The sequence below is a fragment of the Vibrio qingdaonensis genome (genome assembly GCF_026191675.1).
Classification (GTDB): Bacteria; Pseudomonadota; Gammaproteobacteria; order Enterobacterales; family Vibrionaceae; genus Vibrio; species Vibrio qingdaonensis.
The window spans coordinates 17,768-41,051 of record NZ_JAKRRY010000018.1 but is presented as its reverse complement, the minus strand read 5'-3'; the positions used below and the strand labels follow the sequence as shown (position 1 = coordinate 41,051).

The window sequence follows — 23,284 nt, the reverse complement described above, 5'->3', positions numbered from 1 at the left end:
TCTATTAAATCAAGTAGACGTGCATTCTACCATCACCCCATGTTCTGTGAAGCGCTTTGCTCACCAATGGAGACAAAACACCATCACTGGCTATGCCTTGCCGCAAATTCAGCACTCTGTCAGAAAGCCCACCGCCACCACCATAACCGAGACGGTGAGTTTACTTTATGCACTCACTGAAGCAGTGAAGTGTTTACCCAATAAAGCATGGTAGAAATCGTTATCCGCCAATACGCCAACCAGTGTTCCATTATCCGCTAGCAGTACTGGCTGCCCAGTCCGATAGCGAATCTCTAGGCCTTCACGCATTGAAATATCTGGGCTCGTGATCACTTGGTCATCCTGTTGTAATGTTTCAAGGCAATTACCATCTTCCCAAACCTGCAATGGTAACGATTTTCCCCGGCGTGTCACGGAGGTCACTTGTCCCTGCTCGTTGGTGCCGACAAATGTTTGCTCATGGTGACTGAGTACCAATTCACCATCTTGCACGTCCATTGTCTCCGCTTGAGTCATTAGTGAGCGTCCACAAAGTACATTGAGTGGATTCGTATGAGCCACAAACTCCGCTACATAGTCCGTATTGGGGTTAAGTACAATCTCTTCCGGTTTACCGTGTTGAATCAGCCGACCTGATTCCATTATGGCAATATTGTTGCCGAGTTTGAGTGCTTCATCTAAATCATGACTAACAAAAACAATCGTTTTGTTTAACTTCCTCTGCAGTTCCAATAGTTCATCTTGGAGCTGGCTACGAATAAGCGGGTCAAGCGCAGAAAAAGGCTCATCCATTAAAAGAATATCGCTGTCCATCGTAAATGCTCGCGCTAAACCAACCCGCTGCTGCATTCCGCCAGACAGTTCATGTGGAAAGCTGTCTTGCCACTCGGCCAAGCCGACCATGTCTAAACATTCTTGCGCGCGACGACGGCGCTCAGATTTACCTACACCTTGCATTTTCAAGCCAAAGGCCGCGTTATCAATGACCGACAACCACGGCATGAGCGCAAATTTCTGAAACACCATTGAAATGCGGTTGGTTCGTAAATGCTTCAGCTCTGCGCTATCACAGTTCGCCAAATCGATCTTCTGCTCCCCGTCATCCACCACTAGAGCGCCTCGACTCACCGTATTCAAACCATTAATGGCACGCAGTAAGCTCGATTTTCCCGAACCCGATAACCCCATTAATACGCAGATCTCGCCTTTTTCTATGTTCAAGCTGACATCATGCACCCCAACAATATCGCCGGTTGCATCAATAATCTCCTGACGGCTTTTACCCCTATCCAACATATCAAAAGAGACTGCGGATTGAGCCCCAAACACCACATCTAAATTTCTAATACTAATGACACTCATCGTTATCCTTCCCGATTATGACTTTTTGGTGTTTTACACAAGCGATCCAAAATTATCGCGACCAAGACAATCGCAAGACCTGCTTCAAAACCTTGTGCGACATTGACGGTGTTAAGTGCTCGTACGACTGGCTTACCAAGGCCATCAGCCCCAACTAACGCCGAAATGACGACCATTGATAGTGACAGCATGATGCATTGGGTGATTCCTGCCATGATGTTTGGCATTGCTGCGGGAAGCTCGACGTTGAATAACAGCTTCATTCGGCTCGCTCCGAACGCTTTACCCGCTTCAACGAGCTCTTCCGGAACTCGGCTGATCCCTAAATAGGTCAAACGGATTGGCGCTGCAATGGCAAAGATGATGGTAGAAATAAGTCCAGGGACTACGCCGAGCCCAAAAAGCACCAACGTTGGAATGAGATAAACGAAAGTGGGTATGGTTTGCATTAAATCTAGGATTGGTCTTAGAACGGTATATAACCATGGTTTATGTGCGGCAATGATCCCAATAGGCACCCCAACGAGCACCGAGATTGCCGTAGCAGTCAGCACAAGAACGAACGTTTCTAGCATTTCTTGCCAATAACCTAAGTTCATGATGAGCAGTAATGCCGCGACCACGAATATGACCAGTGATAAACTACGGTGAAGGAACCACGCGATCAACGCTGTCATGACAATGGGTACGGACGGTGGAAACCACTTAAATAAATCCACCAACATCATGATCATTGATTCCAAACCATAGGATAACGAGTCAAAAAATCCGGCCGCGTTATAAGTTAGCCAATCAACAAAGGTTGCCATCCAATCGCCAAGCGGGATCTTATGCTCTGTAATAAAGTCCACTGTTACTCCTTAATGGTCTTTTATTTAAATAACTAGGCAGAATCAGTCTCCCTAGTTTTGGGCGACTGCGATTATTCATAACCGCAGTCGCGAACGTGATCCGTTCGATTAAATGTCTAAATACGCTTTTACTGCTTGGGTTGCATCAGCACCATCACGCGTCGTGACCTTTTTTAACCATTGATTAAGCACTTCTGGGTTGGCTTTTAACCACGCTTTTGCCGCGGCATCTGGCTTCGCATTGTCGTTAAGTATGCTGCCCATCAGCTCATTTTCCATTTCAAGGCTAAAGCTTAAGTTTTGTAATAGTTGACCCACGTTGCTGCACTCTTGTAAATAGTTTTGGCGGACATTGGTGTACACGCTGGCACCACCATAATTAGGGCCAAAGTAGTCATCGCCACCGTCCAAATACACCATGTCAAAGTTACTGTTCATCGGGTGCGGTGCCCAGCCTAGAAAGGCGATCCACTGCTCGCGCTTCACCGCACGTTTTACTTGTGACATCATGCCTGCTTCGCTGGATTCAACTAGACGAAACGCCTTTAAATCAAAAGCATTCTTATCGATCATGTCCTGAATAAGACGATTGCCGTCATTCCCAGGTTCTATACCGTAAATACGTCCACGAAGCTCGTCTTCAAACTTACTTAAATCGGCAAAACTGCGAACGCCGGCTTCGTAGACATATTTAGGTACGGCAAGGGTGTATTTCGCTCCTTCCAAATTAGCTCTCACCGTTTCAACTGACCCGTCTTGATGGTATTTCGCAATGTCGGCTTCCATCGTTGGCATCCAGTTGCCCAAAAACACATCAATGTCTTGGTTCGCCATGGAAGAATACGTCACTGGTACCGACAGCAATTGGGTAGACGTTTGATACCCCAGGCCTTTAAGCACCTGAGTCGTGACGGCGGTCGTCGCCGTAATGTCTGTCCAGCCCACATCCGAGAAACGCACGGTCTCACATTGATTGGCGTACACAGAAGAAGCCGCGAGCGTCAGTAACAATGTACTGCTTCGTAGTGCGCTATTTTTAACGCATGTCTTTTTTCTTACGTTTGACTTGTGATTGTTCGTCTTCATGACTTTTATTTTCCCTTTTTATTTGCGACGGTTTCAGTATTAAGCATGGCTGTTATTGAGCATTTGCATGCGTTCGGCCGTAGTAAACGGCCATTTTTTAGGTTGTCGCAACCCTTAGGACACGCACAAACGCGCCCTATTACATGATTTAGAGTGATAATATTGGTGTTAACTCAGTAGAGGTGGTTCGCTGGATTATGTCAGGGGAACATTGGACGTTTAGCAACGCCAAGACGCTGCGTCGTTTGCCAATTGGGCGCAATCCATGTCGGTGCTTGAGACTTATTGAGCGGCGTTTGATTTAAGATTACGTCCGCAATTTTTTCTGCCACCATGATCGTTGGCGCATTCAAATTTCCGTTCGGAATGGTGGGAAACACCGATGAGTCGACCACGCGTAAGGCCCCAACGTGGCGAACTTGGCACTCGGGATTAAGTACCGCCATCGCGTCGTTATCTGCGCCCATTTTACATGAGCATGACGGATGATAGGCGCTTTCAACATTTTGACGAACCCAAGCATCAATCGCGTCATCACTCGTCACATCACTACCAGGTTGAATTTCTTCGCCACGGTACGCGTCCATCGCTGGTTGAGCTAAAATTTCTCGAGTGAGACGAATGCAGTCTCGCCAATCCTGTTTATCTTGTTCTGTACTGATATAGTTAAATTCAATGTGTGGTTTTTGATGAGGATCATTTGATGTGACAAAAATCCGACCACGACTTTGCGGCTTATTCGGCCCTACATGTACTTGAAAACCATGCCCAGAGAACGCCGCTTGGCCATCGTATCGCATTGCTGCAGGTAGAAAGTGATATTGCAGATTTGGCCACTTTAGCCCTGCGCGTGAACGAATAAACGCGCACGACTCGAAGTGGTTCGTCGCGCCTAATCCATCCCTTCGCAATACCCAGCGAGTGCCAATCAAGCCTTTGCTAATTAAACCAAGTTTACTGTTTAAGGTAATTGGCTGATGGCACGCGTATTGAAAGTAGATTTCTAAATGATCTTGTAGGTTTTCGCCCACGCCAGGTAAATCAACCTCAACGTCAATACCAGCATGCTCTAGCACCTGTTTGGGTCCAATTCCCGATAATTGTAACAGCTGTACTGAACCAACAGAGCCTGCGCAAAGCAACACTTCCTTATTAACAAATAGTGATTCAACACGACCGTTTTTTTCTATCTCAACACCAACAGCTTGCTTATCTTGCAATAGGACTCGTCGAGTGACGACACCTGTTTTGAGCGTCACATTAGGACGTTTCATTGCCCGGCGTAAGTAAGCGTTGGATGTGGATGCTCGCACACCTTTGTCTACCGTCATGTGCATTGGGCCAAAACCTTCTTGCTGATAACCATTGTAGTCGTCGGTCTTTGGATACCCCGCTTGCTGCCCCGCATCAATAAATGCGTCATACAGCGGATTCAGTGTCATATTATTACCATTGCAGGTTCCAACAGGGCCATCCACGCCACGGTAGGCATCTTCTCCACCCATCCACGATTCAGCACGACGAAAATAGGGCAAACACTCTTGATAACTCCAACCTGTTGCGCCTTGCTCATGCCACTCATCAAAGTCACAAGCATGACCTCTTACATACACCATGCCGTTGATGGATGAACTGCCACCCAACACTCGTCCACGAGGGCAATGTAAACGGCGAGCCTCTAAGCCAGCTTCTGGCTGCGTTTCAAATTGCCATGCGTATTTGTCACTGTTCATTGGATAGGACAGTGCCGTAGGCATTTGAATAAAAATACTCTTATCACTGCCTCCTGCCTCAAGCAACAGCACGCGATGCTCACCCGACGCACTAAGCCTATCGGCTAACACACAGCCAGCCGAGCCTGCTCCGACAATGATGTAGTCATACTTGGTATTCATTTCCCTTCCCTTTGAATTCAATTGTAAGAATGCGCATTACGACTCAGCGGACCTTCTTAGTGAAGATGCAGATTTTCTATTCATAAGGACATTCCAGATCGCCGAGTTCGATCATAACGCTCTTATTCTGGGTATAGTGATTAAGCGTTTCGATACCATTTTCACGGCCAATTCCAGACTGCTTGTATCCACCCACAGGCATTTCGGCCGGAGAACCTCCCCACGTATTCACCCAGCAAATCCCGGCTTCTATTTGCGCAATCACGCGATGTGCTCGCGACAGGTTTTGCGTAAACAGACCCGCGGCTAACCCATACTGAGTATCATTGGCACGGCGAATCACTTCATCTTCATCTGAAAAACGCAGCACAGACATCACAGGACCAAATATTTCCTCTTGGACTTGGGGCATGTCATCGGTGCAATCAGCAAAGATTGTCGGTTGAACAAAATAGCCTTTATCTAAGCCATGGCTTGTTTCACGCGCCCCCCCGCAAACCAATCTCGCTCCCGACACTTTACCCGCTTCAATAAATCCCAATACTTTTTCCAAATGCTCAGCGGAAATTAACGCACCTATTTGAGTCGTCATATCCGCTGGATTCCCAATGACCAGCTTCCGCGTTCTTTGAGTCAGCTGCTCAAGAAACTCATCGTAGAGTGAATCATGAACAAACACGCGTGTGCCATTGGTACAAACTTCACCTTGGGTATAAAAATTGGCTAGCATGGCGGCGGACACTGCGTTATCTAACTTGGCATCACCAAACACAATTAGTGGTGATTTACCGCCTAATTCCATGGTCACATCTTTCAACGTCCCCGCTGCGTCTGCCATGACTTTTTTCCCAGTACCTGACTCCCCAGTAAAGGAAACTTTCGCGATATCAGGATGACGAGAAAGACACTGCCCAACGCGATAGTCCCCTTGAACCACATTAAATACGCCATCAGGCACGCCCGCTTCGGTATAAATTTCGGCCAATTTCAGCACCGATAAAGGCGTTTCTTCTGAAGGCTTGAAGACCATTGCATTACCCGCAGCAAGAGCGGGTGCGGATTTCCACATGGCGATTTGAATAGGATAATTCCATGCGCCGATACCCGCACACACACCCAGAGGCTCTCGGCGAGTGTAGAAAAACTGACCATGACCTAGATCTTGTTGTTGGCCCTGAATACTCGATGCCAGCCCAGCGTAATATTCAATAACGTCTGCGCCCGTCGCGATATCTACTTCCATCGCTTCTTGAATAGGCTTACCTGTATCTTGTACTTCCAGTGCGGCAAGTTCATCGTTGCGTTCGCGGAGTAACATGACAGCGCGCATCAAAATTCGCCCTCGCTCCATGCCACTCATTGACGACCATATTTTGAAACCTTGTTTCGCTGAATCTACTGCGCGATCAACGTCTTGGACACTCGCTTGTTCTAATTCCGCTAATGGTTCGCCCGTTGCTGGGTTACGCGTTAGAAAGGTTTCGTTTGATGAGGCTTGTGCGTTCTTACCGTGAATATAGAGAGACTTCATTGATGTCCATGTTCCTTGATAATTCATCTAATGTGACGTAAACCGTCCAATTACACTTGATGCAGTGGCGTTGGGGGTAGCTGCTTTTCGAGATAATCTGAAATAATCAGCTGTGCGTTTTGGGCACAAATACCTTGTGGATTAAGTGCGCCGCGCAGCCAAATACCATCGATCAATGCCGCAATACCTTGCGCGACAAACTTTGCCTGTTGATCAGGCAACGCATGCTTTAACTCTCGACGCAGGTGTGACAATAAGCGACGTTCATTGACACGTTGAAGTCGATAAAGATCCTTGTCATGCATTGACTGCGCCCAAAAAGCGAGCCAGGTTTTTGTCACCTTACTTTCGACTTGGTAGCCATCGAAGTTAGCCGCCACAATGGCTTTCACTCTGGCACTCACATCTTGGCCATCAACCGCGCTTAAATGTTTGATTGACGTAGCAGAGAGCTGACGCAATACCGAGCGCATGGTTTCTTCTAATAAACCATGTTTACCACCAAAATAATGATTGATAATACCGGCTGACACGCCTGCTTTTCGGCTGATTAATGCGACACTCGCACCGGACAACCCTACCTCATCAATCACGGCCATTGTTGCCTCTACAAGTTGTGGGCGACGGATCTCTGGCATTCCTATTTTTGGCATAAATGTTACCTGAATGTTTTTTAATTGAACGTTCAATTAAAAATAAAATTACATTTAACACATAAGAAGTCAAAGGAACATTGAAGCAACCAATCGATCGCACATCAACAAACAGCCGCTAATGACTTATAACATCATGAAAATAATTACATTTATTTTATTTTATCGTTTTTGTAAAAATTCAACTCATTCGCAACGCTAGCACGCGATTTTCGTGTCAAGTAAAAACGCTGCATTCATAATTAATGTGAACATTTAGCCTATGGCGGGGAGTCAATGCATATTATTTAGTCCATAAAAAAGAGCAGACCAATCGCGATCTACTCCCTCTTTTTATGCCGTCGATAATTATCGCACCATGGCTAGTGCTCGTCAGGGGCGCTTATACGATAAGAGGCATTATTACTGAGCAAAGCTATACTCCATAACTGCGCCATAAACAGTCACGTCATTAAGGCGAATAAAATATCGAGTCGCCTGAACACCGACCGAAAACTGGCTCGTTACCTTGCCGTTAAATGAAACGCCTAGATAAGGGTCAATGCCTGTCTCACTCGATGTGATGGTCTTATTCTGATACTCACTGGTAAAATCGGTTTTCCACGCATAAGCACCAGCAGCAGCATTGACACTCACCCATTCATTAGACCAAAACGCATAATCCACACCGAGGCTTACTCCATTCCCCAGTGCAGGTGTCGCTTGAGACACTTTCGAATGATACTCTTCAGGCGTTGTATTCGCATCCGCGCTTAATGTCGCACTGGATTGCCCCAAATTAACGTAACTCATTTGCAACGCCCAGTCAGAATCAAATCGATACCCAACCCCAAATGACCAAGCAACATCCGTATCCTCTAGGCTTACCACTTGAATATCTTCCGATAATCGGTCTTCAGCTCTGCTTTGTCCTAATTCACCTTTTACATACCAATCCGCTACCGCATGCGGTGAACACACGATGTAAAACGAGAGCACTAACAACCCTGCTTGCTTCCTTCGTAGCAGAGCCACAAACGAAACAAGACCCAGCAATAATCCCCCAAATGAACCACCACTAGCGGAGTTATAAGCGTTTCCGGTTGCCGGCAGATTTACGCTCACGGCAACTTTCGCATACGCGGTACCGCCGTTACCATCACTCACGCTATATTTAATTTCATCCTCACCATAAAAAGTTGCAGGCGCTTGGTACGATATTGCATCATTTATAATCGACACCTCGCCGAAATTAGCGCTCACCCCGGTGAGTGTTAAGTTGTCTTGATCAACGTCGCTGTCATTTCTAAGAACATCCACTCGAACGGTACCGCCCATGACAACACTCGCTTCATCATTACTGGCGACAGGTAGATTATTTTTTGACAGTGTCGCAACGCCTCCCGGATCAACAATAGTTCCGTTGGCGGTGGCGTCGTCGTCATTTGGTCCACCGTCTTGAATAGTAAGCTGAACACACCAATGACCTTCCGTTAATCCTACCTGCCAAGCATCATCTCCAGGTGGCGGACAATAACCTTCATAACCATGCGTAGAAGCGACAACATTGTTGTCATCAAGATAATAATCCTTCCAGCCATCCACGTCATTGTATTTCCGATAAACGGCATCACTAGGCACAGGTAAGCGCTGAGGGATCACTATTTGATAACTCTGACCCGCTTCTGGTAATCCATAAGCGATGTAATCAAACACACCGCCAACGTTATTCGCACCACTATCTTGAGGTAGCTCCGAGTTCATTAGTAGTGCGCCTCCTGATTGACTTTCTGCAATGGTTGAACCTTTGCGTAAGCACACTCCGGAATCGCCTTCCACTAAGTAGTTTTCAGATTCTAAAGCGTATTGTTGGATAACATTGCACTCACCGATGGCATCTTGAAAATCTGGAATACCGTCATTGTCTAAATCTGAATATCCTTCCTGCACGTCGGGAATTAAATCACCATCACTATCTTCCATACCTAGTGATGTCAGCACTTCAACCACTTCAACATAAGCAGGAACCGTTACACTACCATTTGCACTATCTGTCACTTGCAAGCTAATTTGGTATATCCCTGCTGCCATTTCGCTCGGGTCAAATTCGAACTGGCTGTCTAGCACGCTAACATTCGCAATCTCTGCCCTATCATTGATCCAGTGATAACTATGAGTATCTTCCGAGTTGGGATCTGAGACTGTCGCGGCAATAATAATATTGCCATCAGACTTTGACTGTACTGAGCGAATTTGATTGTCTTGTTTGATAGATAACGTCACTTCTGGTGAGACATTCGACTCATACACGGTCAATGTATAGGTCGATTTACTGCCCAAGTTAAATGAGTCATCCAACGTTACTGTCACCGTCTCATCGCCTTCCGTTTGTCCATCATCAAAAATATTGATCGTTACCTCGCCTTCAGTCCCTTCATTAATGATAAATTCACTCGCCACCAGATCATGGTCTTCTTGATTTGCCGAGCCTCCAACCGTAAACGGAACGGTGACGGGATAATGTGCAGCGATTCCGTTCAAGTATATTTTGATCGTTTGACGGCTACCTTCAGCGACACCATCATTCTTTCCTATCGATACCAATGGATGAACTATGACGATCTGATGATCCTGCGCTTGTTCGCCATATGCATCGGTGGCTTTCCAGAACACTTTATGTACGCCTGGCTCAAAAAACGTATCGCTATTAACAAGTGTAACAGCAAGTTGCTCACCGCTCGCGTTCTCGGCCATCGCCACCCCTAAGTCGACCTTAGTAAAGAGGCCCGTCGCATTAACCTCCACATCATTCGGCGCCGTGATTTCAGGCCCTCCGTTGGTGATAATTTCGAGCTGAACCTGACCAATAACTTGCGCCCCATTCCCATCGGTCACACCATATTTGATCGCCACCAATCCATTATGATCGAGCTCTAATACAATTTGATTATTATTGATGCTGACTAACCCTTCATCCGACATTACCCAAGCGATAGACAAGCTATCCGCATCTGGATCTACATCGTTATCAAGAACACTGAACTGATAAATACCTTCAGAGGTTTGCCCCATACTCAGCACTTCATTTTCAACGATAGGCTCGTCATTTACCGTATTGACGGTCACTTCAACGATATGGTCATACTGATAACCACTATCGTCAGTCAATGTGATCGTAAAGCTATCGTTGCCGTTGTAATTATTGGTCGGTGTATAGACAATACTTGCCCCGTTAATAGATATCGAACCATATTCCGGCGCTCGCTTTTCAGTAGCACTGACCACGTCACCATCAATATCTTCAAAGGTATAAGTTAACGTTCCATCAATATCTTCATTTGTCACCAGCGTAGAACTAATGGTGATGGTTGGCTCATCATTGACGCTATCAACGGTAACGTTAACGGTTTTGTCAGTGGTAAAGCCATTACCATCGGTGAGCGTAATGGTGAAGCTATCGCTACCGTTAAAGTTCGCGTCTGGCGTATAGACAATGTCCTCGCCTGTGATGGCTATCGCGCCGTGACTTGGCGCGGTTTTCTCGCTCGCTGTCACCGTGTCGCCATCCACATCACTGAAGCTAAAGCTCAAGGTTTGGTTGTTGTCTTCGTCGGTGGTGAGTGTGGAGCTAATGGTGATCGTCGGCTCATCATTGATGCTATCGACGGTGACATTCACCGTTTTATCCGTGGTGAATCCATTACCATCGGTCAGCGTAATCGTGAAACTGTCACTGCCGTTGAAGTTAGCCTCTGGCGTATAGACAATGTCCTCGCCTGTGATGGCTATCGCCCCGTGGCTTGGCGCGGTTTTCTCTCTCGCCGTCACCGTGTCGCCATCTACATCACTGAAGCTAAAGCTCAAGGTTTGGTTGTTGTCTTCGTCGGTGGTGAGCGTGGAGCTAATAGTAATAGTTGGATCATCATTCACGCCAACCACTGTCACTGTTGCAGATAAATTCAGCTGCGTATTGCTATCGTCTCCTCCATTCTGTTTTTGCCCGTTATCCGTTAATCCGTATACCGCAACCGTTCGAGAGCCCGATGTAATGTCCTCTGCCTCATATTTATATTGCACAGAATCAACAAGGGTTTGATAGGCGGCCTCAGAGTCTTCTTTTTGAACGGTTACAAGCAGTAACTCTCCCACTTGCAGCACTAGATATTGGAAGCTATTGCTTTGAGTAATGCCTACCGTACCATCTACCAGTGCGATATCCTCACCATCAACAACTAGGTATTCACGGCTTCCGTTCACTACATTCGCAACACTCAATGCCAACGCTTTAACTGATTGCCCTGTTTCTACAGTGCTCAACGTAGAAGATGCGTACAGTGAAACCGATGTGCTATTTTCTGTGAACGTTGGGTTTTGTGGTGTTAACACTAATGTTGGCTCGTCATTAACCGCTTTCACTGCTGCTGTTGAAGCCAACGTCAAGGTGTCGTTCACATTATCATTATCACCGGTTAGAGAGCCGCTATCCGTAATCTGCGTAAGTGTAATAACACGGTCACCTTCCGTCGGGTCATCCGATGTATTGATGTATGCCAAATTATCAAGTAATAACTGCGCTTGCGTCACGGTTCCATTAACGTTCGATAGAATAACGGTTGCTACACTTCCCGATAATGACACGGAATAATTGACGCTGTTGTACGCCGTTGTCCCTGTTTGTCCATCACTTAATAACACCTCCGTAGCATCGACAACCATCGCTTCACTACCAATATCAACGACCCCTGACACTGTAAACGTTGCACCTGTCAGTGACTGATCACTCTCGATCGTATCAATAACTGACGAAGAATAGAGTAAACTCGCAGATGCCCCTTCGTTATAGGTAGGATTTTGCGCGTTAGCGGTAATTGTCGGCTCATCATCAACGGCGGTTATCGTTACCGCTGAAGCAATAGCTAAGTTAGACTTAGTGTTCTCACTCCCTGATTCCGAAATATTAGTGAGGGATACAGTACGATTACTACTTGTATTCGGATCATGACTGTCATTTTGATAAGTAATTGAATCGACGAGCGATTGAGATTCAGCTTCGGTCAGTGACCCACCAGTTAACGTTAACGTCGCAATTTGCGACTCAACTGATACCGTATAGCTTAAGCCACTTGATGTCGTGCCAGACTGTCCCGAATCAAGAATGATACTGACCCCATCGACCGACAATTTTTCTGCGCCACTATCGGACACATTGCTGACGGTCATCGTCAATCCATTAATGTTTTGATTCGCCTCAACGGTGCTGACACTACTGCCACTAAATACTTGCGCGGCACTGCCTCCCTCTATAAATTCGGGATTAAGACCAAGCGCAGTAAGTGTGGGAGCATCGTTGATTTCAGTGATCGACGCAACAACGAGATTCGATCCCGAAGTGGTTTCTAACCCATCATTAAATACAAATTTCAGAGAAACAGAACTGGCAGGTTCGTTCGCGTTGTTCTCATAAGTAATACTTTGCAGCACGCCATCAACAATGGCCGAGCTGGCACTGCTATTAAAGGTCAACGTTAGCGAGCCATTACTATTGACCGTCACCGTACCCACAACGACACTATTGTAGGTGAGATTTCCTCCCTCGGTTAATGCCCCCACTAGACCCGAATGACCAAACACATCGTTACTGCTAGCACCACTACTGCGTGAAATGGTAAGAGAAGCGCCATCATAATTGCCGCTTCCCGAGTTAAGTGCATCTAATTCCGCGTCCGAGATAGTTACATCATTGTCAATCACTACCGCCGAACCATTTTCGGTATACGCAGGTGTCGAATCGAGCCCTGCAAATACAGGTACCGAGTTTTGATTAATCGTGACCGTGGCACTACTACCACTGCCTATGTTTGCAACGCCTGACGATACTGAATCAAGGCTTGCAATAATCGTTTCTCCATTATCATCCACCGCATCGTCATACACAGCGGTAACGCTGAAGGTGGCCGATGAATTACCTTGATCAACCGTAATTTGGTTAGAGCCATTCAAGCCAGTAACGGTATAATCGTCCACCAGCGTCGCGACACCGGTAAACTGAATATCAATGATCAACGCTTCAGTGGCAGTAAATGGATTACCTTTGCCATCCAGCAATGCAACCGTATAGGTCGTTACGCCCGCGTTTTCAATAATATTACTTTGAGCAACGCTAATGGAAAGCTCTGGAAGCGTCACAAAATTGTAGACGGCATAATCCGAGATCCCAGCAAAAGCATTACCGACACCATCAATAATAGCCTCTGAATCCACCACCAGCGCATACTCAGTACCAACCAAAAAATCACTGCTAGGGTTGATGGTCAACGTGTCACCGGAGCGTGTTAGCGTCCCCCCTAATGATCCTGTCGCAGAAGCGGTATCATCAACGGTGTAGGTTTCGAAAATCGCGGAATTGGTCACGTCATAAAGTTGGATGGTTTTAGTCGCAACAAGCGCCACCGCTTCACTAAAGTCTAGCTCGAGATTATTGGCAACCGCGATCCCGTTTGCATTATCTAACGGAGTAGAGCCCGAAGCATTAAAAGTTGGGGCTGTCTTATCTAGCCATAAGGATAAAGAACTGTCCGTCGATTGATTGCCTAGCGCGTCACTTGCGGTAATGGTCACCGTGATACCGCTGCCTTCTTGCATATTACTTTGAAGGTTTAGCGCTGGCGTGGTGACCGAGTACGTATTATTGCCAAGGTTACTAAGCGCGACATCAGTAGCAAAGTCACTATCAAGGACTGATAAATTAGCGGTGACCGTTAAGCCTGCTTCGCCCAACCCAGCACTAATAGTGACAACGTCACCTGCTTTGTATTTCCCGTTGCTGCTATCAGATACAGGACTGAAACTCGGCGCAGAATTATCCAGACTGTAACTTTCATTAACGCCTGTTGGAGTGCGCACGGAGATAGCGTTTCCACCAGCATCAATAACATCATTACTGTCAGAAAGTGCTAGCGCAACGGTTCCATCCACAGTGGATAAATTGCCACCCGACACGGTCACATCCACACTGGCACCAGAGCTTACTGACACGTTATTAATGGTTGCAGTGGTACCGGAAACAACGAAGTCACTGGTATCAATGTTACTCACCGCTTCAGAAAAACTGATGGTCCACAGTAAGCTATCGACGTTCGTGGACTCAGTGTTTGGCGTTTTACGGGCAATAGAGGTTACCGTAGGAACTGTAGCATCGGTTGTATGAGTCGCTCCTGCGCTATAAGCCGCAGGAGTATTGCTGCTCTCATCAGCTATGTTGGTATTGCCGTTTAAATCAAGTCGGACGTCTCCTGCAACATTATTCACTGCCACCGTCACCGTCACCGTATTACCGGAACTTGCAGACACAGAAGAGACCGACAGCCCTGCACTGATTGCACCGCCTAGTTTCGCTGTGAAATCATCTGTCGAAATATTCTCCACGGAGTCGGAAAAATTGACGATAAAGTCTATGCTCGTCGCGTTTGATGCAGGCGACCCTGAAACCGTAATGGAGGAAACATTAGGAGCAGTATCGAGTGTTGCCAGATCAAGTGTAGTCGGTGATGTTTGTAGGTTATTCGCATTATCTTGGGCAACAACGTACACATCGTACTTGTCACCATCATTTAAGCCATTAATCGTCGCCAAGCCGACGGTACTCGTTGTGATCATTGAGCCAGACGTGAGTGCGCTGTTTCCCGATGCATCCTGCCCCGCTTTTACTTGACTGCTTGTAGGCGCAGTGGAAGCATCAGCGACGACAACGTAGTACGCGGTACCATCTTCATCAAGATCGATGGATAGCGAAGCACCTGAATTTGAGACTGAACTTAAGCTGGGAGTCACATTTTCGAATAAAGGAGGCGTAATGTCTGCCGCCACAGCGATGGTAAATTCTATATTGTTGATACCAACACGATGGTTATCAATAGTATCGACACTCATAGTAATAGAACTTACCGATGTCCAATCGTCCACGATTAAAATCGCAAGACCGTCATTTAAGTCCTCATGATTACTACTAATACTGACCGCTCTTCCGTTATCAGGAGTAAAAATATAACTCCCATTGCTATCTGCTGCCGCGAATTGACCTATCTGAAACTGGCTAATACTCAATGGTGAGTCAAACGCTATTGTCCACGTATCACTTACTTGTAATGAAACCATTGGGTGTAAAAAACCCGTGTTAACATTGATGTCGTTTCCATTTGACTGCGTCGCCGTTAATGTCACACCATCAGCCGTCGTAGTTAGGGTTGGTGTCCCCTGGCCACTGCTCGAGTCAAATGTAAACGTGCTAGATAACGCACTGCTTGAGCAAGTCATACCCAATAAAAACAGCACAAAAACTCGTGCTACCCTACGCGGGTATTCTGCTTGCTTTCGAATCATCCTTAACTCCATTGTCTTCCTGTCCATACTCCAATAGATACATCTTTTCATTCGAGTGCTTCAACGTTCACTTTGACCTCTTGCCATCAGAACGTTTCAACACTCTCTACATTCAACATCAATTCCGAGTAGGAAATGCACCATTTATGGCCATAAGCCAATTCACTGCCAATTGAGGGTTTAGAACATTAATTCTGGCTGTGGCTGCCCCTGTATGCGCAACGTCAACAGTCCCACCATTGCTGCCTCCACCAGATACTTCAAGCCCCTTAATTTCAGTTAATGTCGGGTCACCAAAGCTTGGTGTATAGTACATAGAGGCTCCACTATTCGCGCCAAGGTAGCTATCACTTGTGGGTTCATTGGTGCCACTTCCGCTCGCAACAACACTAAAACTCGCGGTTACTGGTACATTGCCACTTGGACTAAATGTCGCGTCGTGGGTATGCCGAGGTAAATCACGCTCCGCTAACGTTATTTCTTCTCTTCCTTGAGCAGTACCCAGTAAGTAGCGATACCCTCCTGGACGAACACCAAAACCAACTGGGCTCCGACCTTGCAAATCGGGCAGCCCCATATTGACTCGACCATCTCCGCCGTAGTACGTTCCGAGTACGGCATAAAGTGCTTGGTTTTGATTTATATCCAGTAATGCGCCTCTACACATCGCCCAACCACGAATGGTAAAGTCGCCGCCAAAAGGCATCATTGTTCCTAAAAATGGTTCCGTTGCCATCGTTATATCCTTATCACTGTGTTTGAAGCACTCATCGCGAATTCAATCCGCAAGACCATTACATTTTTCTGCTAATCTCATTATCGGCAAGCCGAAGCACCCAGCTCACTACCCGCATTAATCTGCCAAAGCTGCGCAAACCGATATCCACTCATTACTCCCTGAGGCGTAGACACAATATCTATCCGTACTTGCCCATCAATAGTCTGTACAACCAGCCCTGCCGTTAAACTCACCTCAACCACCGTTCCGGCTTTAATCCCAACAAAAACACCGTCAACTGCGGTTGACTGCAGTAATTGAAATTGCCCGTAAGCAGACTCAGTCAACGCTCCCCCATAAAGAGGGTTACCCGCCCGTGCCATATCTACCACCATCTTGCTGCTATGCTGGAGCCAATCAATAACCAAGTCGTCACTCTCTACCCGTTTACCCTGCCATGAACTCGATACCTCTTGTTGGCTTTGAGCACACCACTCAATCCTCCCCTCTCGCCAAGCATCAATAAAATCACACAGTAAATAAGGGGCAGATTGCGCGACTTTTTGGCTCACGCTAAGTAGGGTGTCAAAGGGATGAATATTGACCATTGATTGCGCACCAATAGCGCCCGCATCGTAATCGCGCTCTATTCGATGTAGGGTCAGAAGCAGTTCTTGCTCACCATTTCGTATTTGCCAATAGATCGGTGATGGACCTCTGTAGCCGGGCAAATGGCCAGGGTGTAAGTTGAAAAACTTGTCGCCAAAATAGTGAATAGCAGTATCAGTAAATTTATGCCTGAAAAAGAAAGCCAGCCCAGCGTTGGCGCGCACACCGTCGAGCTGCGCAACCAAGTCGGCTTCATTACCGTTTTGATATTGAATTACTTGTATATCACTCTGAGCAAGCACTTGAGTGAGTTGCAATAAATCTGGGTTGTTCTCACCGTCAGGCAACACCACACAAGCGAGTTGTTGTCTGTGGTGCAAAGCTGCAATCATCGGTATCGCCATGCTACTGCCAGTAAATATTGCAAATTTGGGTTCCATAACCACGCCTCCTAATCCGCTTGTAATGCAACAAAACCGGGCAAACCAGTCAGTTGATAATAAAACTGAACGTCACCGCCACTAAACGTCAAAAAATGTTCAGGTTGCGGTGTTCTAGGGGGGGTATCTACGTAGAACGTCATATCGGGTTTGGGGTGAGTAATTCCTGAATCATACTCGCGAATGAATTCGTTTGAATAAACATTCAACGTGGCATAAATAGCCAAAACCCTGTCTTTCATATCTTCAATACCCGTTGGCAACGAGATACGATTTGCTCTAACCATTTTGATTTTCGAAGGAAGTATCACCTCTTCCAACGCCAGCAAGCTCGATTTACTAATTTGGAAAATTTCGCCTAGCTCGACACGATCTTGAACCACTTCTCTATCAAGGTTTGTCGAATGAGAAAATGCGGATTCCTTCCACTGCTGGTTAAACTCATTCTCTCCATGCACCATCATGGCTTGCACTGAGATTTGCTGGGGAATCAACACACCATCAACGCTCAAAAACTGAATTAAGTGCTTGGCTATGCTCAATTGCCCCTCTTTGGTAAAGCCATGCTGCATCGCTTCCAAAATTAAAAGGTCAAAGGTCTGTTCAGGCTCATAAAGCGTTGCATCAGCTTCAACAATATTTTCAATAAAACCTTGAATAGAAAGATCAGAAACCAGTTGGGTCACCGCTTGAATGGCACCGGGCTGGACGTCGACAAGGGTGATTTGAATCTGCTGTTCGGTGGCTAGGTTATGGCTTCGATAATACTGAATTAATGGTAAGAGCAACGGAGCAAACGGGCCACACGCCGGATAAAGAATACGGATAACAGTATCGTTTTTTAGTCGAGCCGTAATCGCCTTATCTATTCCTCTGATAAAACGATGCAGGCGATAAATATCTTTGATTGTTGTGCGACCGTTTAAAGGCGACATTACATACCCTGTAGGACTCAGGTATTCATGGGTTAGGTTCTGCTGCGAGATGTCCGCCTTAGCCATGGATTGCAACGCGTGTTCATACAGTTCTTGGAAAATTTTCGTGAGAACTTCGTGCTTCGCTGTCTCTTGCTGTAGCAATGTAGCAACAACTAAGTTCATGCTTTCGCATAGGTTGGCTCGTCGCTGACAATCCGTCAATTTTTCAGTCGTCAACGCTTTTAGCTGCTCGCGAATGGAGTGCTGTAATAACGGATCCACTTTGGGCTCAGCGAAGCCCAATAATGATTGGCGTTGATCTGTGAGTGTCAATTTCTGAGATAATATGCCTACTTCCTTCACTTACCCTATCCTTATCTTTCTATTCCACTTCCAATAATGTGATGGCTAAGTGCCTTTAAAGAGCACTTGGGCTCGTGTGTATTCCTTTAAACATTTGCCAGCCTGATCAGCTGATATAGCGATACCACCAATTGACCCGAAACTCCCCGCTAAAGTATCGACTTGCGGCTGGCTAGACACCACACTCACTGACATAATGTCATCTGGCTCATTTCATGGCTTTCGGCTATCTGTTTTCTCAACCACGGTGAGACTTTACAGTCGATCACGAGATTAATTCTTGGATGCTCACTTTGATTCACGACTTGGTGCTCTTGGTCTGCATTGATATACCAAACCTCTCCTTTCGCCATCGGCACTCTTTGATCACTAACGAAGAAATCCACCCCTTCATCACCTGTAATGGGAATATGCAAACGTACCTCTCCATGCTCTAACGACAGGCTCTTATCACGGTGAGGCAAAACATGAGAACGGGGATGAAGGCGCATTAAGCGAACCGATTGAATAGGCGCGTGAATTCGCGCGAGCAAAGCAGAAATGTTCGGACAGCGCTCCATGACACTACCATTTTCCCACCGACCATCCCCCTCAATGGAAAAGCTCTGTAGAATGGGATGCGCTGACACATATTTCTGCAATACGCGCATAGGTAACACATCCCAACCACCCAAATAAGCAGCTTGATTGACATGACTGACCCAATCATCATTACTTAATTGGCGACACTCAGCGACTAGCCCTGATACGTTAAATTTAATTGGGAGTTTTGCAAATATGACGATAACGGCACACCCTCACTATTGACAGTAAAAACAATAATCAAATGGTTTAATTGCGCTCGCATGCATATAAACTATTTGCTTATATTGTTATAGATCAAGTATTGATAACTTCAAGTGATGAATGGCGTTTAAAAAGAACTACTGTGGTTCATTTTTTGATTTTGGTGTCGCGCTACTCGCAGAAATACAGGATTAATAGAAAAGTTAAAATTTATTAAAATCAATGCGTTGTTAAAACTAGCTTTACGAACGCCAAGTGTTGGGGACCAGCAGTGCTCGCTTTATCGACATAAATAGCACTGCCTTGGTGTTTCGATTTAATACTAAAAATCGGCGGTGACTTCGAACTCCATCGTATTTCCAGTACTTGGGTGTTGAAATTTCAAATACCCAGCGTGGAGATGCAAACGCGAATCCTTAAACCCATACAAGTCATCGCCAACAATTGGCGTATTTAGACCAGCTTGATGAGCACAATGCACCCGTAATTGATGGGTTCGCCCTGTCTTTGGAAATAAGTGAATTTTGGTTCGGTTGTCGATGACATCGATCACCCGATACGTGGTTTCCGCCACTCGACCTTGTTCATGGCACACCATTTGTCTTGGCCTATCCGACAAGTCACCCCGAAGTGGTAACGTGATCACCCCCGTATCCTGTTGGATCTTGCCTTCAAGTAATGCGGTATAACGCTTTTCTACTCGGCGTTCAATAAATTGCTTCTGTACATGCTTATTGGCTTCAGTGGAAAGAGTGAGCACCAGCAAGCCAGACGTCGACATATCTAAACGATGAACAATCAAAGGCCCTGTGGCATGTGGGTACCTTGCTTGCATTCGAGCTTGTACCGAATCACTAATATACTTGCCAGAAACGGATAAAAATTCGGCGGGCTTATTGACGACCACCAGCACATCATCTTCATAGACAATCTCTAATGATTTATCGTATGACGGGGTCTGCTCGAGCGGGCTAGGATCTATCACTAGACCTTCCAACATGTGCTGCAACACTTCAAAACACTTACTTTGACAAACCGGGTATACGTTTTTGTGTTGCCGAATCTGCTCATAAGGCGCTGCGCCCCACCAAAACTCACCTAACGCGAGCGGTGTAAGGTTTTGCAAAAAGGCCGCTTGCAGTAATTTAGGCAAATTTTGTTCAGACGAATGTGAAAGAGGCTGCTGAGCATCACTTTGATTCGGTTGTTCAAACAGCTCGTACAGGCTTTTTTTGACCCCTGCTCGATTTAAAAACTGGCAAGATTTCTGCTGTTGAATATTAAACGATCTCTGCAACCTTGCATATTCGGTTTCCATTCTTACTATCTTGCATTGCTCTTGCTCTAATTGTTCATCAAGAGCGGCAATTTGACTCTGCCATTGTTGCTTTAGCGCCTTAAACGCTCTTTTCTCTCGGCTACTTTGCGCACCTAGTTCATGAATAAAGCTCTGCAAACTGGCTTCATCGATAGATTGCCCAAGGTGGCCTTCCATGTCCCGCCTTTGCTGCTTCCGCTCTGCTTTCGCCTCGATGTTACGCTGCTGATGTTCTGCGATCTGCCGCTCGGACTCTAGTCGTTGTTCCTGTAAAGATTGCTTTAGCTGTATGTAATTCTTCGAATTTTTTAGCTTACGAATATCGAGTTTAAGTGACATAAGCTGACGCTCAAAGCGTTGTATTTTCGACATATCGACATTAGCAATCGCATCAACAAAAAACTCTGGGGAAAAATGATTACCGTTCGACTCCGTGACTTCGTCACAAAATGATGACAAGTAACCGATGTCACCCACATCATTTTTCACCACTAACACACCAAACATCATTCCCCGTTGCGTAAAGTCATGTGACCACTCGGTTTGTGTTTCAAGGTAGTCTTGCAGCTCAGTCATTGCAATGTCAGCTAAAGGGTGTGGCGTATAATAATATGGAAAAGTAAAGGCGATCGGCAGCGTGTAGTCACTGATATCCGTTATGAATGGGAGAAGATGTTTGACGTTAGAATTATTGGGCTTCATCTAAATTAGTATCGTCTGCGACTATCGCTCGCCATAGACTAAAAATGCCTATCACTTACGTGTCTCATGGAGTGGAAGTAACGGCGATGATAGCATAAAGCCGGAACCAAAAGCGTCAGCAACTTTATTTCCACACTCATTGCCTCATATAGTCAGATACTGCGTAGAAGTCATGTCGTCGGGATTCGACATAGATAAACTAGGAGGCAAAAATGAACATACTCATTGTTGGAGGCTCCGGCGGAATAGGATTGGCTTTAGTAAAGCACTTTCTTTCTGCAAGTCACACAACCATGGTTTACGCGACTTTCTGTCAACACTTACCCAAGTTTGTATCGACCAAACTCATCTGGCATCAAGTCGATGTTACTTCGGAACGGCACATCCAGGCTTTAGCGAAAGCCGTTTCAAACATCGATGTGGTGATCAATGCAGTGGGGTTTTTGCACCAACGTGATCCACAGCATCAGCATCAAAAATACCTACCAGAAAAATCCGTGTGCCAATTTGACCCTAGTTTCTTCAATAAGAATATACAACTCAACACCACGTCTACCCTGCTTCTGGCAAAACACTTTGCTCAATCTCTACGTTCAAAAAAGCCAACTTACTTTATCGCGCTTTCAGCGCGCATTGGCAGTATTGAGGATAATCAACTTGGCGGATGGATCAGCTATCGTTGCTCTAAGGCTGCGTTAAATATGGCGATTAAAACGATTAGCATTGAGTGGCAGTACAAAAACCCGAGCTGTTGTGTGTTCTCTTTTCATCCTGGGACCACGGATACCGCTCTGTCCATGCCATTCCAAAATAAGGTTCCGAGACACAAACTCTTTGCTCCAAGCTTTGTGGCCAAGAAGTTGGTGGCGTTAATCAATACGGTCACACCAAGTGATACCGGAAAATTCTTTAGCTTTGATGGCAGTGAAATCCCTTGGTAACCACATTCGATGGTTTTATAAACGCATCAAACCCTGTTGGCGTTCTAAATATTTAGCCCGGGTAATTTGGTATAAGCAGTGAGGAGCAAGAAGATGTGTCTTTGCAAGACTAGGATGAAGGAAGGGAGTAAGATCGGAGCAAGGCGCTAGACGCACTACACAACGAATTAATTCACTCGCATTAGGTTACCAGAATCGTAATCAGGTGCTTTCCCTGCTACCTGAAACGTTTTGGCTTTCACCGAATCGACCGATTAACGACCCCGATGGCGACCACCTGACGTACGTGCTTTATACGTTGATGCAGCTTTAGCTTGTGACGCATGAATAGATTCAACCGTCAACTGCATTGGCTCCTTGGGCTCAATACCAATCGCAAAGGTACGCTTACGAGGTGGGATGTCATATTCATCCTCTCTTGGTTTAGGCATACGCTTGAAACGAGAAAGATAGAAGATTTCCACCTTTTCTCGTGCCCATTCTGTTTTTTTCAAGTACTTCACGCTACTAGCGATAGACGGGTTGGTGTGAAAACAGTTCATACGCATCGCTGCGTCCAAAATGTCCCACCCATAATAATCAACAAGTTCAGTCACCATCTCCTCAAGTTTTAGACCATGGAGAGGGTTATTTTGTTGTTCTTCTAATGACATGGGAGTCCTACAGTACAGTGGTAATATCAAGCGTAGTATACGATGTTAATTCGCTCCTTGATAAAAAAACTTCAATCCCGATTCAAAAATCTTTTTTTCGG

At 46.0% G+C, this 23,284-nt stretch carries 14 protein-coding genes; 1 reads left to right on the top strand and 13 read right to left on the bottom strand.

Going from position 1 to position 23,284, the window contains the following annotated elements; all coding sequences use genetic code 11:
- Positions 1-165: 165 nt before the first annotated feature.
- The 12 genes from choV to MD535_RS13930 form a co-directional block, all read right to left on the bottom strand.
- Complete coding sequence (gene choV, locus MD535_RS13985) at positions 166-1,362, bottom strand: choline ABC transporter ATP-binding protein (RefSeq protein WP_265675643.1); 1,197 nt, start codon at positions 1,360-1,362, stop codon at positions 166-168.
- Positions 1,363-1,364: 2 nt separating this feature from the next.
- The gene (gene choW, locus MD535_RS13980; protein WP_265675642.1) at positions 1,365-2,213 is read right to left on the bottom strand and encodes a choline ABC transporter permease subunit; all 849 of its coding nucleotides are present in this window, start codon (positions 2,211-2,213) and stop codon (positions 1,365-1,367) included.
- Between the two features lie 108 nt (positions 2,214-2,321).
- Complete coding sequence (locus tag MD535_RS13975; protein WP_265675641.1) at positions 2,322-3,299, bottom strand: choline ABC transporter substrate-binding protein; 978 nt, start codon at positions 3,297-3,299, stop codon at positions 2,322-2,324.
- Between the two features lie 200 nt (positions 3,300-3,499).
- Positions 3,500-5,194 (bottom strand): choline dehydrogenase, encoded by a 1,695-nt coding sequence (betA, locus tag MD535_RS13970; protein ID WP_265675640.1) that lies wholly within the window; start codon positions 5,192-5,194, stop codon positions 3,500-3,502.
- Positions 5,195-5,270: 76 nt separating this feature from the next.
- Positions 5,271-6,725, bottom strand: coding sequence for a betaine-aldehyde dehydrogenase (gene betB / locus MD535_RS13965; protein WP_265675639.1), 1,455 nt, complete (start codon positions 6,723-6,725; stop codon positions 5,271-5,273).
- Positions 6,726-6,775: 50 nt separating this feature from the next.
- The gene (gene betI / locus MD535_RS13960; protein WP_265675638.1) at positions 6,776-7,378 is read right to left on the bottom strand and encodes a transcriptional regulator BetI; all 603 of its coding nucleotides are present in this window, start codon (positions 7,376-7,378) and stop codon (positions 6,776-6,778) included.
- A gap of 402 nt (positions 7,379-7,780) precedes the next feature.
- Entirely contained in the window at positions 7,781-15,736 is a 7,956-nt protein-coding gene (locus tag MD535_RS13955; RefSeq protein ID WP_265675637.1) for an Ig-like domain-containing protein, read from the bottom strand.
- A 118-nt stretch (positions 15,737-15,854) separates the two neighbouring features.
- Positions 15,855-16,472: a phage tail protein gene (locus MD535_RS13950; RefSeq protein WP_265675636.1), complete on the bottom strand. Its 618-nt coding sequence runs from the start codon at positions 16,470-16,472 to the stop codon at positions 15,855-15,857.
- An 80-nt stretch (positions 16,473-16,552) separates the two neighbouring features.
- On the bottom strand, positions 16,553-17,503 hold the full coding sequence (locus MD535_RS13945; protein ID WP_265675635.1) for a methionyl-tRNA formyltransferase: 951 nt from the start codon (positions 17,501-17,503) through the stop codon (positions 16,553-16,555).
- An 11-nt stretch (positions 17,504-17,514) separates the two neighbouring features.
- Positions 17,515-18,783, bottom strand: a complete 1,269-nt coding sequence (locus MD535_RS13940; protein WP_265675634.1) for an SAM-dependent methyltransferase — start codon at positions 18,781-18,783, stop codon at positions 17,515-17,517.
- A 185-nt stretch (positions 18,784-18,968) separates the two neighbouring features.
- On the bottom strand, positions 18,969-19,433 hold the full coding sequence (locus MD535_RS13935) for an aspartyl/asparaginyl beta-hydroxylase domain-containing protein (protein WP_265675633.1): 465 nt from the start codon (positions 19,431-19,433) through the stop codon (positions 18,969-18,971).
- 458 nt (positions 19,434-19,891) lie between these two features.
- Positions 19,892-21,589 carry an RluA family pseudouridine synthase gene (locus tag MD535_RS13930; RefSeq protein ID WP_265675632.1) on the bottom strand — a complete coding sequence of 566 codons (1,698 nt, stop codon included), beginning with the start codon at positions 21,587-21,589 and terminating at the stop codon, positions 19,892-19,894.
- 212 nt (positions 21,590-21,801) lie between these two features.
- Between MD535_RS13930 and MD535_RS13925 the strand changes: the two genes are divergently transcribed.
- Entirely contained in the window at positions 21,802-22,530 is a 729-nt protein-coding gene (locus MD535_RS13925; protein ID WP_265675631.1) for an SDR family NAD(P)-dependent oxidoreductase, read from the top strand.
- A gap of 254 nt (positions 22,531-22,784) precedes the next feature.
- Here the strand turns inward: MD535_RS13925 and MD535_RS13920 are convergent, their stop codons facing one another.
- On the bottom strand, positions 22,785-23,183 hold the full coding sequence (locus tag MD535_RS13920) for a VF530 family protein (protein ID WP_265675630.1): 399 nt from the start codon (positions 23,181-23,183) through the stop codon (positions 22,785-22,787).
- Positions 23,184-23,284 lie beyond the last annotated feature (101 nt).

What these genes read in the sequence shown, in the direction of transcription:
- choV (WP_265675643.1), bottom strand. Translation starts at nt 1,362, where the DNA reads ATGAGTGTCATTAGTATTAGAAATTTAGATGTGGTGTTTGGGGCTCAA.
- MD535_RS13975 (WP_265675641.1), bottom strand. Translation starts at nt 3,299, where the DNA reads ATGAAGACGAACAATCACAAGTCAAACGTAAGAAAAAAGACATGCGTT.
- betA (WP_265675640.1), bottom strand. Translation starts at nt 5,194, where the DNA reads ATGAATACCAAGTATGACTACATCATTGTCGGAGCAGGCTCGGCTGGC.
- betB (WP_265675639.1), bottom strand. Translation starts at nt 6,725, where the DNA reads ATGAAGTCTCTCTATATTCACGGTAAGAACGCACAAGCCTCATCAAAC.
- betI (WP_265675638.1), bottom strand. Translation starts at nt 7,378, where the DNA reads ATGCCAAAAATAGGAATGCCAGAGATCCGTCGCCCACAACTTGTAGAG.
- MD535_RS13955 (WP_265675637.1), bottom strand. Translation starts at nt 15,736, where the DNA reads ATGATTCGAAAGCAAGCAGAATACCCGCGTAGGGTAGCACGAGTTTTT.
- MD535_RS13950 (WP_265675636.1), bottom strand. Translation starts at nt 16,472, where the DNA reads ATGGCAACGGAACCATTTTTAGGAACAATGATGCCTTTTGGCGGCGAC.
- MD535_RS13945 (WP_265675635.1), bottom strand. Translation starts at nt 17,503, where the DNA reads ATGGAACCCAAATTTGCAATATTTACTGGCAGTAGCATGGCGATACCG.
- MD535_RS13935 (WP_265675633.1), bottom strand. Translation starts at nt 19,433, where the DNA reads ATGCGCGTATTGCAGAAATATGTGTCAGCGCATCCCATTCTACAGAGC.
- MD535_RS13930 (WP_265675632.1), bottom strand. Translation starts at nt 21,589, where the DNA reads ATGAAGCCCAATAATTCTAACGTCAAACATCTTCTCCCATTCATAACG.
- MD535_RS13925 (WP_265675631.1), top strand. Translation starts at nt 21,802, where the DNA reads ATGAACATACTCATTGTTGGAGGCTCCGGCGGAATAGGATTGGCTTTA.
- MD535_RS13920 (WP_265675630.1), bottom strand. Translation starts at nt 23,183, where the DNA reads ATGTCATTAGAAGAACAACAAAATAACCCTCTCCATGGTCTAAAACTT.